General features: G+C 64.8%; 11 protein-coding genes. 6 read left to right on the top strand and 5 right to left on the bottom strand.

Annotation, left to right across the window (positions count from 1 at the left end):
* Window positions 1-19: 19 nt before the first annotated feature.
* Genes QMK31_RS12930 through QMK31_RS12915 form a run of 4 tightly spaced genes read right to left on the bottom strand, consistent with a single transcriptional unit; the run spans window position 20 to window position 4,361 of the window.
* Entirely contained in the window at window positions 20-1,159 is a 1,140-nt protein-coding gene (locus tag QMK31_RS12930) for a bifunctional 2-methylcitrate synthase/citrate synthase (RefSeq protein ID WP_283501363.1), read from the bottom strand.
* Between the two features lie 9 nt (window positions 1,160-1,168).
* Window positions 1,169-2,098, bottom strand: coding sequence for a methylisocitrate lyase (prpB, locus tag QMK31_RS12925; RefSeq protein WP_283501362.1), 930 nt, complete (start codon window positions 2,096-2,098; stop codon window positions 1,169-1,171).
* Window positions 2,098-3,633 (bottom strand): MmgE/PrpD family protein, encoded by a 1,536-nt coding sequence (locus QMK31_RS12920; protein ID WP_283501361.1) that lies wholly within the window; start codon window positions 3,631-3,633, stop codon window positions 2,098-2,100. Before QMK31_RS12920 ends, prpB begins: the two co-directional genes overlap by 1 nt.
* A gap of 14 nt (window positions 3,634-3,647) precedes the next feature.
* Window positions 3,648-4,361 carry a GntR family transcriptional regulator gene (locus QMK31_RS12915; protein WP_502853146.1) on the bottom strand — a complete coding sequence of 238 codons (714 nt, stop codon included), beginning with the start codon at window positions 4,359-4,361 and terminating at the stop codon, window positions 3,648-3,650.
* An 88-nt stretch (window positions 4,362-4,449) separates the two neighbouring features.
* On the opposite strand from QMK31_RS12915, the gene QMK31_RS12910 reads away from it, so the two are divergent.
* The 3 genes from QMK31_RS12910 to QMK31_RS12900 all read left to right on the top strand — a co-directional run bounded on the left by QMK31_RS12910 (window position 4,450) and on the right by QMK31_RS12900 (window position 8,418).
* Window positions 4,450-6,378 (top strand): AMP-binding protein, encoded by a 1,929-nt coding sequence (locus QMK31_RS12910; RefSeq protein ID WP_283501360.1) that lies wholly within the window; start codon window positions 4,450-4,452, stop codon window positions 6,376-6,378.
* Between the two features lie 79 nt (window positions 6,379-6,457).
* A complete protein-coding gene (locus QMK31_RS12905; RefSeq protein WP_283501359.1) occupies window positions 6,458-6,805 on the top strand; it encodes a DUF485 domain-containing protein in 348 nt (115 codons plus the stop codon).
* Complete coding sequence (locus tag QMK31_RS12900; RefSeq protein ID WP_283501358.1) at window positions 6,802-8,418, top strand: monocarboxylic acid transporter; 1,617 nt, start codon at window positions 6,802-6,804, stop codon at window positions 8,416-8,418. The genes QMK31_RS12905 and QMK31_RS12900 overlap by 4 nt, the downstream gene beginning before the upstream one ends.
* 68 nt (window positions 8,419-8,486) lie before the next feature.
* Here QMK31_RS12900 and QMK31_RS12895 read toward each other — a convergent pair whose 3' ends face one another.
* Complete coding sequence (locus tag QMK31_RS12895; protein WP_283501357.1) at window positions 8,487-9,266, bottom strand: SDR family NAD(P)-dependent oxidoreductase; 780 nt, start codon at window positions 9,264-9,266, stop codon at window positions 8,487-8,489.
* 29 nt (window positions 9,267-9,295) lie between these two features.
* Here QMK31_RS12895 and QMK31_RS12890 point away from each other — a divergent pair, with 29 nt between their 5' ends.
* The 3 genes from QMK31_RS12890 (at window position 9,296) to metX (ending at window position 13,121) form a co-directional block, all read left to right on the top strand.
* Window positions 9,296-10,399, top strand: a complete 1,104-nt coding sequence (locus QMK31_RS12890) for an acyltransferase family protein (RefSeq protein ID WP_283501356.1) — start codon at window positions 9,296-9,298, stop codon at window positions 10,397-10,399.
* A 115-nt stretch (window positions 10,400-10,514) separates the two neighbouring features.
* The gene (locus QMK31_RS12885) at window positions 10,515-11,846 is read left to right on the top strand and encodes a bifunctional o-acetylhomoserine/o-acetylserine sulfhydrylase (protein WP_283501355.1); all 1,332 of its coding nucleotides are present in this window, start codon (window positions 10,515-10,517) and stop codon (window positions 11,844-11,846) included.
* Window positions 11,847-11,918: 72 nt separating this feature from the next.
* Complete coding sequence (gene metX / locus QMK31_RS12880) at window positions 11,919-13,121, top strand: homoserine O-acetyltransferase MetX (RefSeq protein ID WP_283501354.1); 1,203 nt, start codon at window positions 11,919-11,921, stop codon at window positions 13,119-13,121.
* The last annotated feature ends 27 nt before the right edge of the window (window positions 13,122-13,148 follow it).

Here is a 13,148-nt window from a genome sequence, read left to right as displayed (position 1 = left end):
ATCCGCTTGCACAAGAACGCTACGGAACCTGGCGCTGGTCGACGCCGTTGTAGGCGGACAGCGGACGAATGAGCGCGTTGCTCTTCTTCTGCTCCAGGATGTGCGCGGTCCACCCGGTGATGCGGGCCGCGACGAAGATCGGCGTGAAGGTGAGGGTGTCAAACCCCATCAGGTGGTACGCCGGGCCCGACGGGTAGTCGAGGTTCGGCAGAATCGCCTTGCGCGCGGTCATCGCCGCCTCGAGGGCTTCGTACAGTTCGAGCAGTTCCGGCCGCTGGTAGTGCAGGGCCAGGGTGACCAGCGAGGCACGCATCGTCGGAACCCGCGAGTCGCCGCTCTTGTAGACGCGGTGGCCGAAGCCCATGATCTTGCGCTTCTCGGCGAGCGCCTGTTCGAGCCACGGTTCGGCGCGCGCAGCCGAACCGGCTTCGAGGCCGATCTCGGTGAAGGTGTGCATGACGGCCTCGTTGGCGCCGCCGTGCAGTGCTCCCTTGAGCGCCCCGACCGCGCCGGTCACGGCCGAGTACAGGTCGGACAGGGTCGAGGTGATGACGCGGGCGGTGAAGGTCGACGCGTTGAAGGAGTGCTCAGCGTAGAGGATCATTGACACGTCGAAGGCGTTGACGACGACGAGCTCCGGCACCTCGCCGAAGGCCATGTGCAGAAAGTTTGCCGAGTAGCCGAGGTCGTCGCGCGGTTCGACCAGATCGAGGCCGTGGCGGCGACGCTGGTCGTAGCAGACGATTGCGGGCAGCTGGGCGAACAGGCGAATCGACTTCGCGAGGTCGGATTCCGGCGACGGGTTCTCCGCATCCGGGTCGCTCGCGCCGATGACACTCACCGCGGTGCGCACGACGTCCATCGGGTGGGCGGTGAGCGGCAGCTCGTCGATAATGCGCTTGACGACGGGATTCAGGTGACGGAGCGAACGCTCCAGCGCCTCGAAATCGGCGAGCTGCTGCTCGGTGGGCAGTTCGCCGTGCCAGAGCAGGTAGGCGACCTCTTCGAAGCTCTTCTTTGCCGCCAGTTCCTGTACGGGATAGCCGCGGTAGAGCAGCGAGTTGGTTTCGGGGTTGACCTTCGACACCGCGGTCGAGTCCACAACGACCCCGGTGAGCCCCTTATAGATGTGCGGGGCGAGTGTTTCTGTGTCAGACATCGTGCTCCTTTAGACCGTCGTTGAACTGGGCGTCGAAATGTGCGGGTTCAACGTGAAGTCGAAGATACCCGAATCGAACTGGCTGTACGAGGCATAGTCGAGCAGTTGGTAGAGGTCGGCGCGATGCTGCATCTCGGGCAGCATCGTGGTGAGCGAGCCGGTTTGCTCGATCGCGTCGAGTCCGCGTGCGGCGGAACCCATCGCGAGGCGCAGCAGCGACACCGGAAAGATCACGAGGTTCATGCCCACGTTTTCGAGCTGCTGCACGGTGAACAGCTCGCCCTTGCCGAATTCGGTCATGTTCGCCAGGATCGGCACCGACACGGCCGCCCGAATCGTCTCGAACTCGGCCAGGCTGCCCATCGCCTCCGGGAAGATCGCGTCGGCGCCGGCATCCTGCAGTTGCTTGGCTCGCGTCACGGCCGCATCCAACCCGTCAACGGCACGGATGTCCGTGCGCGCCATCACGAGAAAGTTCGGGTCCCGACGCGCGTCGACAGCCGCACGGATACGCTTGATCGCCGTGTCAGCATCCACGACCTGCTTGCCGTCGAGGTGACCGCAGCGTTTCGGGTTGATCTGGTCCTCGATGTGCATGCCGGCGAGTCCGGCATCCTCGAGGGTCTGAATCGTGCGCGCCACGTTCATCGGCTCGCCGAAACCGGTGTCGGCGTCGACGATCGCCGGCAGGTCGGTCATGCGGGCAATCTGCTGCGACCGGCCGGCCACTTCGGTCAGGGTGGTCAGGCCGATGTCTGGCAGGCCGAGGTCGGCCGAGAGTACGGCACCAGAGATGTAGACCCCCTCGAATCCCTTCTGCTGGATCAGCTTGGCCGACAGCGGGTTGAACGCGCCTGGAAAGCGCAGAATCCTGCCGCCCGCGAGGCCGGCCCGCAGGGCAACGCGCTTGTCGGCGGCCGTGGTCTTGGCGTACAGCATTAGAAGATGCCGTTCGGGGCGGCGATCGACTCGAGCAATCCCGGCTTCGCCACGATGGTCAGGCCGCCGAGGTCGGCTGCACCGAGCTCTGGCAGGCGTTGCGCGAGGGCGAGGAAGCGTTCGATCTCGGATTCCTCCATCACCGGCGCGGCCAGGGTGCGGAACTTGTTGATGTACTCCGCGCGGGCGAACGGTCGCGCGCCGAGCGGATGCGCATCGGCCACGGCGATCTCGTCGACCAGGCGGGTTCCGTTGGCCAGCTCGATTTCCACGCGACCACCGAAGGCCTTCTCGGCCGGGTCGAGGGAATGATAACGACGCGTCCATTCCTTGTCTTCGGTCGTGGTGACGGTGTTCCAGAGGGCGATCGTGTCGGGGCGGCCAGCACGCTCTGGGCTGTAGGAGTCGACGTGGTTCCAGGTGCCGTCCTGCAGTGCGACCGTGAAGATGTAGGGAATGGAGTGGTCGAGGGTTTCGCGGCTCGCGGTGGGGTCGTACTTCTGCGGGTCGTTCGCGCCGGAACCGATCACGTAGTGCGTGTGGTGGCTGGTGTGGATGACGATGCTGCTGATGGCACCGGCCACGAGCAGTTCGGGGTGTTCGTTGTGCAGCTTGCGGGCCAGGTCGATCCAGGCTTGGGCCTGGTACTCGGCCGAGTGCTCCTTGGTGTAACTGTCGAGGATGGCACGCTTGATACTGCCGGCGGCGGGCAGTGACACGTCATAGGAGCCATCCGGGCCGTCGAGCAGCCAGGCGATGACGCCGTCTTCTCCCTCATAGATCGGGGTCGGGCTGGTCTCGCCGCGCAGCGCGCGGTCGACGGCTTCCACGGCCATCTTGCCGGCGAAGGCGGGGGCGTGGGCCTTCCAACTGGAGATTTCCCCCTTGCGCGACTGGCGAGTCGCCGTCGTGGTGTGCAGGGCCTGGCCGACGGCCTGAAAGATGGTCTCCTTGTCGAGGCCGAGCAGGGTTCCGATCCCGGCGGCGACGGACGGGCCGAGGTGAGCGACGTGGTCGATCTTGTGCGCGTGCAGACTGATCGATTTCACCAGGTCGATTTGAATCTCATAGCCGGTGGCGATGCCGCGGATCAGGGCGCTACCGGTCAGCCCGCGCGACGCCGCGAGGTGCTGGGCGACGGCGGTGATCGGCGGAATGTTGTCGCCGGGGTGCGAGTATTCGGCGGCCAGGAAGGTGTCGTGATAGTCCAACTCACGCACGGCAACACCGTTGGCCCAAGCCGCCCACTCCGGGGACACCCGGCGGGCCGGCGCGAGGCCGAACACGGTCGCGCCGTCGCCACCGTTGGAACGCGGGTGTGCCAGCGCCTGGGAGCGCGCAGCGATCACCGGGCGACGGGTGAGGCTGGCCGCGGCCACGGAGGCATTGTCGATCACCCGGTTGATGACCATCTCGGTCACTTCCTCGGAGACCAGGGCCGGATCGGCGGCGACCTCGGCGATCTTCCAGGCCAGCTGGTCCTCGCGGGCCAGATTCTCGTCGCTCTTGTGAACTCGAACGTGGTGAAGCTGCACTGTGGATCCCTTCGTTAGTTGGCCGCAGTCGTCGATCGACTGCTGGCCGAGTCCTCATCGATCGCCGCGAGGACGCTCAAGAGGCTTTGGTGAAGATGAATATGGGTGGCATGGGCTGCCAGCGAGGGGTCGCCGGCAATGATGGCGTCGATAATCAGCAGATGCTCCGCCGCTGCGGCACGCAGTCGCAACGGGTTCCTCCGGGCAAGCCGACGGATGCGGGCCAGGTGAGTGCGAACGGCGCGCAGGGCACCGACGAGAAAGGGGTTTTGGACGGCAGCATCGACGGCGTCTTCGAGTTCGTCGATCAGCCCGTAGTAACGGTGCACGCCAATGTCGCCCTGCTCCAGAAGCTCCGGCGCGGTGAGGAAAGCGCCGCGCAGCGCCAGGAACCGCTCTGGATCACGCCGAGTCGCGGCCAGGCGAATGGCCTGCACCTCAAGCGCCTGACGCAACTCATACAGCTCGGAGATGCTGTCGACGGAGATGTCGGTCACTTCGAAGCCGCGCCCACGACGGCCGACGACGAGACCGTCGGCGATCAGTCGGGCTACGGCTTCTCGCAGCGGGGTGCGAGAGACCCCGATGCGCTCCGCTTGTTCCACTTCGAGCAGGGCGGCGCCCGGGGCGAGGAGTCCGTTGAGAATCTCCCCGCGAAGTTGACGGTACGCCCGCTCACTGGCGCGCAGCGGTACGTCCAACCCCATCATTGCGGTTTCTGTATACACAAGAGTGATCCTATTCCACATTGCCGGGTTATATGCAATACTTCAACCACTCTTTGTATACAGAGACTCTTCGATGGAGAAGGTAATTATGAACGGCGCATCAGGTGGGGGCTACCGGGAGGCTTGGCGACGCAGCATTTCGTCGCCGGAAGATTTCTGGATGGAAGCCGCCGCGGGCATTGACTGGATTAGCCCGCCACCGACGGCCCTCGCCACCGAAGGGCCGGAGACCGGAAGCTGGTTTCCCGGGGGGACGCTCAACACGAGCTACAACGCTCTCGACCGTCACGTCCTCGCCGGTCGCGGCGCCCACACGGCACTGATCTACGACTCGGCCATGACCGGTACCCGCATTCGCCTGAGCTACCTCGATCTACTCGGCCGCGTCGCCAAATTCGCCGGCGCCCTGCGCGCCAACGGCGTCGGCACCGGCGACCGCGTCATCATCTACCTGCCGATGATTCCCGAAGCGGTCGTCGCGATGCTGGCCTGTGCACGCATTGGGGCGGTGCATTCGGTGGTCTTCGGCGGTTTTGCGGCAACGGAACTGGCCGTGCGCATCGATGATGCCCGCCCGAGCGTCATCGTCACGGCATCCGGTGGGTTGGAACCGGGTCGCGCGGTGGAATATCTGCCGCTGGTCGAGAAGGCACTGGCACTCAGCCAGGGTTCGGTGCACACCGTCATCGTGCGGAACCGAGAGAGCATTCCGGGTTCGGCCGCCGACTACCAGAATCGTTCCGAAACGGCTGTGCACTGGCTGGACTGGGCCGACGAAGAAGCGAAGGCCGCACCGGCCGACCCGGTTGCTCTGCGCTCCGAGGATCCGTTGTACATTCTCTACACCTCCGGCACGACCGGTAAGCCCAAGGGCATCATCCGGGACAACGGCGGTCACGCCGTAGCCCTGAACTGGTCGATGCGCAACGTTTACAACGTGGGACCGGGCGATGTCTACTGGGCCGCCTCCGATGTCGGCTGGGTGGTCGGGCATTCCTATATCGTCTACGCACCGCTGCTGGCGGGGGCAACCACAATCATTTACGAGGGCAAACCCATCGGAACCCCGGATGCCGGCGCGTTCTGGCGCGTCGTGGATGACTACAAGGTCAAGGTGTTGTTCACCGCACCGACCGCTATTCGCGCGATCCGCCGCGTCGACCCCGAACTGCTCGAACTGAAGAACCACGACGTGTCGAGCCTGACCAGCCTGTTCCTGGCGGGCGAACGCCTCGACTCCGAAACCTTCCACTGGGCCAACAACGGGCTGCACTGCCCGGTGGTCGACCACTGGTGGCAGACCGAGACCGGCTGGGCGATCTGCGCCAACCTGCTCGGCATCGAAGAATTGCCGACCAAGCCGGGCTCGGCCACGGTTCCGGTACCAGGCTATGACATCGCCATTCTCGATTCCAAAGGCAAGCCGATCGAGAAGGTCGGCAAGGACGGCAACATCGCCATCCGATTGCCGCTGCCGCCCGGAACCCTGCTCGGCGTCTGGGGCAGTGAGGAACGTTTCGCGAGTTCCTACCTCACCGCGTTTCCCGGCTACTACGCCACCGGAGACTCCGGGCATTTCGATGCCGACGGTTATCTGTTCGTGATGGGCCGCACCGACGACGTCATCAACGTGGCCGGGCACCGGTTGTCAACCGGTTCGCTCGAAGAGGTTCTCACGCTGCATCCGGCCGTCGCCGAGTGCGCGGTACTCGGCGTGCACGACCAGCTCAAGGGTCAGCGTGCCGCTGGTTTCGTCACCCTCAAAGCCGGCAGCACCGTCGACCACGACGTTCTCGCCGCAGAACTCGTCGCCCTGGTCCGGGAACACATCGGCCCGGTCGCAGCGTTCCGGGACGTCACCATACTCGACCGACTGCCCAAAACGCGGTCGGGCAAGATTCTTCGAAAAACCATTCGGCAAATCGTCGACGGTGAAGAATATTCCATCCCTCCCACCATCGAAGACCCCAGCGTTCTCGACGATCTGAAACGTGCGTTGACAGCATCCGTTTCCTAGGCCATTGAGACCGCTACCCACCGCGCACCCACAAATTTTTTGACACCCGCATTTTTCGTCCCTGAGGCAAGGAGGCCCCATGAGTGAAGCAGTGAAAGACGCCCCACCGAAGTCCACGATCGACTACGAGGCGTTTGAAAAGACTCCCCGTTTTCTCGAGTTGAAGCGCACCCGTAACAAATTCGTCGTACCGATGGCCATCTTCTTCCTGGTCTGGTACATCGCCTACGTTCTCGCCGCCGCGTACCTGCACGACTTCATGGCGACGCCCGTTTTCGGCAGCATCAACCTCGGCTTGCTCCTCGGCCTCGCCCAGTTCGTCACGACCTTCGCCATCACGATGACGTACGTGACCTTCGCCAACCGCAAGATCGACCCCCGCACCGAAGAACTTCGTCTTGAACTCGAGCGGATGGAACAGCGATGAACGCACTGCACTCCCTGGCTACCCTGGTCAAACCGGTTGAGAACAACCCGGTCCTGAACATCTCGATCTTTCTCGCCTTCGTGGCGGTGACCCTGATCATCGTCATTCGTTCGGGCCGCAACAACAAGTCCGCTGCCGACTATTACACCGGTGGCCGCTCATTCACCGGCCCGCAGAACGGGTTCGCCATCGCCGGCGACTACCTGTCGGCGGCGTCCTTCCTCGGCATCGTCGGCGCGATCGCAGTCAGCGGCTACGACGGGTTCATGTACTCGATCGGATTCCTCGTGGCCTGGCTCGTGGCCCTGCTGCTCGTTGCGGAGCTCATGCGCAACACCGGCAAGTTCACCATGGCCGACGTCCTCTCCTTCCGTTTGAAGCAGGGTCCGGTGCGCGTGGCAGCAGCGACGACCACCCTGGCCGTCTGCTTCTTTTATCTGCTCGCCCAGATGGCCGGAGCCGGCGGACTCGTCTCGCTGCTCCTCGGCATCAACGACAAGCTCGGCCAGTCCATCGTGGTCACCGTCGTCGGCGCCCTGATGATCGTGTACGTACTCGTCGGAGGTATGAAGGGCACCACCTGGGTGCAGATCGTCAAGGCGTTCCTGCTGATCATCGGTGCGTTCGCGATGACCATCTGGGTACTCGCGATCAACGGCTTCAGCCTGTCGAACCTGCTCGACAGCGCCGTCGCCATCTCCGCCTCCGGCGCCGACATCCTGGCTCCCGGTCTGAAGTACGGCGCTAACCCGCTCGACTTCATCTCCCTCGCCCTCGCCCTGGTGCTCGGCACCGCCGGCCTGCCGCACGTGCTCATGCGCTTCTACACGGTTCCGACCGCCAAAGAAGCTCGTCGCTCGGTCGTCTGGGCCATCTGGCTGATCGGCGCGTTCTACATCTTCACCCTGGTGCTCGGCTTCGGTGCCGCGTCGCTCGTCGGTGCTGACACCATTGAGGCCGCTCCCGGCGGAGTGAACTCGGCGGCTCCGCTGCTCGCACTCGCCCTCGGTGGTCCGCTGCTGCTCGGCTTCATCTCGGCCATCGCCTTCGCGACGATCCTGGCCGTCGTGGCCGGAATCACGATCACGGCGGCAACGAGCTTCGCGCACGACATCTACGGCTCCGTCATCAAAAAGGGCAAGGGAAACCCCGACGACGAGGTCAAGGTCGCGCGCCGCACCGTCATCGTGATCGGCCTTCTGGCCATCGCCGGTGGTATCGGTGTGCAGGGTCAGAACATCGCCTTCCTGGTGGCCCTGGCCTTCGCCGTCGCGGCGAGCGCCAACCTGCCGACCATTCTCTACTCCCTGTTCTGGCGTGGTTTCACCACCCGCGGCGCGGTCTGGAGCATGTACGGCGGCCTCGCCTCGGCTGTTCTGCTGATCGTCTTCTCGCCCGTGTTCTCGGGCACGGACACCTCCATGTTCGGCGCCGGCGTCGACTTCGCCGTCTTCCCGCTGAGCAACCCCGGAATCGTCTCGATCCCGCTCGGATTCTTCCTGGGCTGGCTCGGATCGGTCACCAGCACCGTCAAGGAGAGCCCGAAACTCGCCGCCGAAATGTCGGTGCGTTCGCTCACCGGCCACGGCGCCGAAAAGGCTGTGGAGCACTAAGACCGCAGAGTACAACGAACGGGCCGGCCAGGATCACATCCTGGCCGGCCCGTTTTTGGATCCTCTGACTACTCGCGCACCTTCAGGGGGCCACGGGCGATGCGGGTCGGAGCGGCCTGGGCGACCGGTTTGATCACGATCAGGTCGAGGTTCACGTGCGCCGGTCGTTCAACGCTCGACACGATGGTCTCGGCGATATCCTCGGCCGACAGCGGATCGGGCACGTTCTCGTAGGCCGCGAACGCCTTGTCGGCGTCACCGTTGAAGCGAACCAGGCCGAACTCATCCGTTTTGACCATGCCGGGCGCGATCTCGATCACCCGGATGGGTTCCCCCGAGAGCTCGAGCCGCAGCACCTCGGTCATCGCGTGTGCGGCGAACTTCGCCGCGTTGTACCCGCCGCCGCCGAGGTAGGCGACGTGGCCGGCGATGGACGTGACGGTCACGATGTCGGCCGACCCGGCCCCCGAGCGGATACCGGCGCGCAGCAGCGGCAGAATGGCCGTGGTGACCCGTTTGACGGCGAGCACGTTGATCTCGAACATCCAAGCCCAGTCGTCGATGCTGCCGGCCTCGACGGTGTCGAGTCCCTTGGCACCGCCGGCGTTGTTGATGAGGGCGTGCACCGGGCCGGTCGTGGCCAGGTAGTCGCGAAGCGCGTCGACATCCGCTTGCACCGTGAGGTCGGCAACGAAGACGTGCGCTCCCGTCTCCGCTTTCAGCGTTGCCAGCCGGTCAGCGCGGCGAGCTACTCCCACCACCTCCCAGCCGTGTTCGCGGAACAGGCGCACCGTAGCCGCCCCGATTCCTGAACTTGCCCCGGTAACTACCACTCGTCGAGTACTCATTTCTCCATTGTGCCGGGAGAATGGGTTCAATGAGCGCAGAAGGCACTACCACCACCACTCTCCCCCCCAAGCGTCGCGTACCCCTCTGGGACAATGCGCGCTGGATCGCCGTGACCCTTGTGGTGATCGGCCACGCCATTCTCAAGCTCATCGGCGAAGCGGATGCCGGCTACGCGCTGTACTTATTCATCTACGCGTTTCACGTTCCGGTTTTCGTGGCCGTGAGCGGCTATTTTGCCAAGTCGGGATCGCCCGACGCGCGGCAGATGCACCGGCTCCTGACCGACATCGTGCTGCCATACCTGATCTTCGAGACGATCTGGACGACGCTGCGCTGGGTTCTCGGTGGCAAATTTGTGCTCGATTACTCCACCGCGAGCTGGACCCTGTGGTTTTTACTCGCACTCCTGTTTTGGCGCATCGCGCTGCCCTATCTCGTGCTGCTGCGTTACCCCTTGCTGATCAGCATCGTGATCTCCATCGGCGCCGGGTACCTGCCGAACATCGACGGAACCTTCACCCTCTCCCGCACCCTCGGGCTGCTGCCATTTTTCGTGTTCGGCTGGAAACTGCGCCAGTGGCTGCTGACCGACACCTGGTTGGGGCTGCGCGCCGGCCTGGTCTGGCGCTGGCGGGCCGGGGCGATCTCGCTGTTCGCCGCGCTCTACCTGATCATCTCGCTGAACATCCACACCCTGCGCGACCTGCAGGTGCGCCGCTTCCTGCTTTACGACGAGGCGTACGGTGTCTTCGACTATTCCCAATTCTGGGCCGGCAGCATCCGCTTGGCGGTCATGGTGCTCGCGTTCGCGCTCATCGTGGCGTTCCTGATGCTGATTCCGCGACGCACGACCTGGTTCACCAGCCTGGGAGCGGCAACGATGTACATCTACCTGCTGCACACCTTCGTGCTGTATCCGCTGCGGGAGACGGGGGTGCTCGACGGACCCCAGCCGGCGTGGGTGCTGCCCGGCATGATCCTGCTGAGCGTGGCCATCTCGATCGTGCTGTCGCTGCCCGTCATTCGACGGGTGTTGCGGCCGCTCGTCGAGCCGCGGATGCGGTGGCTGTTCCGGGCGGGTGCTGCCACACCGACCGGTACGGTCGTGCTGCCGCACCGCGATCACAAGTAGCCTCCCGCAAAAAAGATGACGTTGTGTTTCGCTCACTGTTGCATGGCCATTCGGGCCTCTTTAGGCTCGGGGCCAGAGCGTTGGAGAGTCCGCGCTGTATAAGCCGGAGGCTATCGTGACCGACAATTCTTCATCATGGAAGTTTGAAACCAAGCAGGTTCACTCCGGCGCTCGTCCCGACCCGGTCACCAACGCACGAGCCACCCCGATCTACCAGACCACGTCCTACGTGTTCAACAGCTCCGAGCACGCCGAGAACCTGTTCGCACTGGCCGAATTCGGCAATATCTACACCCGCATCCAGAACCCCACCCAGGCGGTCGTCGAAGAGCGCGTCGCCGCGCTCGAGGGCGGCACGGCGGCGTTGCTGCTGTCGAGCGGCCAGTCGGCATCCACTTTTGCGGTGTTGAACATCGCGCAGGCCGGCGACCACATCGTGTCATCGAGCTCGATCTACGGCGGCACCTATAACCTGTTCAAGTACACCCTGGCTAAGCTCGGCATCGAGGTCACCTTCGTCGAAGACCAGGACGACGCGGCCGAGTGGGAGCGCGCGGTGCGCCCGAACACCAAGCTGTTCTTCGCCGAGACCATCGGCAACCCCCGCATCAACGTGCTCGACATCTCGCTCGTAGCGGATGTCGCTCACGCGGCGGGTATCCCGCTGATCGTTGACAACACGATCGCCACCCCGTACCTCATTCGTCCGTTCGAGCACGGTGCCGACATCGTCGTGCACTCGGCCACAAAATTTCTCGGCGGCCACGGAGCCGTTCTCGGTGGCGTACTGGTAGACGGTGGCAAGTTTGAGTGGTCGAAGAACGTGGAGAAATTCCCCGGCCTCACCGACCCTGACCCCTCGTACAATGGCGTCAGCTACACCGCTGCCGTCGGTGACGGTCTCGCCTACGTCATCAAGGCGCGCGTGCAGTTACTCCGCGATCTCGGTTCAGCCATCGCCCCGGCGAGTGCCTGGCAGCTCATTCAGGGGATTGAAACCCTCAGCCTGCGCATCGAGCGCCACGTGCAGAACGCCCAGGACATCGCGGAGTGGCTGGACAACCACGACGACATCGCCCAGGTCTTCTACGCCGGCCTGCCGTCAAGCCCGTGGTACGCCACGGCCAACAAGTACGCGCCGCTCGGCGTCGGAGCCGTACTCTCCTTCGAGCTCAAGGGCGGAGTGGCGGCCGGCCGGGCCCTCGTCAACAACCTGGCCTTGTTCAGCCACCTCGCCAACATTGGCGATGTGCGCTCCCTCGTGATCCACCCAGCCTCCACCACGCACTCCCAGCTGACTCCGGAGCAGCAGCTCACCGCCGGCGTCACACCGGGCCTGGTGCGGCTCTCTGTGGGTATTGAGAACGTAGCGGACCTAAAGGCCGACCTTGAGGCCGGTCTGGCCGCTGCTCGCGCCGTCGTCAAGCGCGACCGCGCCGACGCCTAAAGACGGTTGCCGCCCGGGCGCACAACGTAACATGCGCCCGGGCCCTTCATTCCACCGCCAGAATGGATGGGTATGGAATGGCAATCATCAGCAGACACGGTCCCGTCGAGCTTCATCACCGAAGCCCAGGCGCGCTCGGTGCTCGGCAAGCCTCCGGCGACCGGCGCCTGGCGCGACGGCGACCCGGTTGGCCACCGACAGTTCGTGAACCTCGGCCCGCTCACCTTCGAGGCCGGCGGCAGCCTGCCGGCGGCCCGCCTCGCCTATGAAACCTGGGGCACCCTGGGCCCGGCCGGCGACAACGCGGTGCTCGTGCTGCACGCCCTCACCGGTGACAGCCATCTGGCTGGCCCTCCCGGTCCCGGTCAGGAGACCGGCGGCTGGTGGGACGGTATCGTCGGCCCCGGCCTCGCCATCGACACCGATCGCTGGTTCGTCGTGGCACCGAACATGCTTGGCGGCTGTCAGGGCAGTACCGGGCCGGCCTCACTCGCGCCCGATGCACTCGAGTGGGGCATCCGCTTTCCCTATCTGACCATTCGAGACCAGGTCGCCGCGCAGCGCGTGTTCAGCGACCGGCTCGGCATCGACCGTTGGGCGGCCGTGATCGGCGGTTCCATGGGCGGCATGCACGCCCTCGAATGGGCGATCGAAACCCCCGACCGGGTCGACCGCCTCATCATCCTGGCCGCGCCGCCCGTCACGACCGCCGACCAGATCGGCCTCAATTCGGTGCAGATCGAGGCCATCCGCACTGACCCGGCCTTTCGTGCCGGCGACTACTACGACGAAGCGGATGGCGACGGCCCGACTCGCGGGCTGGCCCTGGCCCGCCGCATGGCCCTGTTGAACTACCGAAGTCCGGCCGAGCTGAACGCCCGCTTCAACCGTGGCTGGCAGAGCGGCATCAGTCCGCTCGGCGCCAACGGACGCTTCGCCGTGGAGTCGTACCTCGACTTTCACGGCAATAAATTCACCCGACGTTTCGATGCCAACAGCTACATCGTGCTCGTCGAAGCCATGAACTCCCACGATGTCGGTCGCGGTCGCGGCGGCGTCGCGGCCGCCCTCGGCCGGGTCACCGCCCGCTCGGTCGTGGTCGGAATCGACAGCGACCGACTGTTTCCGGCCGACGGCCAGCGCACCATCGCCGCCCATCTGCCGAACAATATCGACGGCCCCACCGCGGTGGTGCTCGAATCCGGGTATGGTCACGATGGCTTCCTGATCGAGAACGAAGCGATCGGCGCCCAGATTCGGCGGGTGCTGCACTAGGGCGAACCCGTGTGTCCGTGCGGCCCG

It is taken from the genome of Cryobacterium sp. PH31-O1, from assembly GCF_030063455.1.
In the GTDB taxonomy this organism is placed as follows: Bacteria; Actinomycetota; Actinomycetes; order Actinomycetales; family Microbacteriaceae; genus Cryobacterium.
Note: the sequence above shows the minus strand (reverse complement) of the source record. Positions and strands in the feature narration are given on the sequence as shown.

Coding starts and splice junctions, on each gene's coding strand:
- QMK31_RS12900 (WP_283501358.1), top strand. CDS start 6,802: ATGAACGCACTGCACTCCCTGGCTACCCTGGTCAAACCGGTTGAGAAC.
- metX (WP_283501354.1), top strand. CDS start 11,919: ATGGAATGGCAATCATCAGCAGACACGGTCCCGTCGAGCTTCATCACC.
- QMK31_RS12905 (WP_283501359.1), top strand. CDS start 6,458: ATGAGTGAAGCAGTGAAAGACGCCCCACCGAAGTCCACGATCGACTAC.
- QMK31_RS12910 (WP_283501360.1), top strand. CDS start 4,450: ATGAACGGCGCATCAGGTGGGGGCTACCGGGAGGCTTGGCGACGCAGC.
- QMK31_RS12895 (WP_283501357.1), bottom strand. CDS start 9,266: ATGAGTACTCGACGAGTGGTAGTTACCGGGGCAAGTTCAGGAATCGGG.
- QMK31_RS12930 (WP_283501363.1), bottom strand. CDS start 1,159: ATGTCTGACACAGAAACACTCGCCCCGCACATCTATAAGGGGCTCACC.
- prpB (WP_283501362.1), bottom strand. CDS start 2,098: ATGCTGTACGCCAAGACCACGGCCGCCGACAAGCGCGTTGCCCTGCGG.
- QMK31_RS12890 (WP_283501356.1), top strand. CDS start 9,296: ATGAGCGCAGAAGGCACTACCACCACCACTCTCCCCCCCAAGCGTCGC.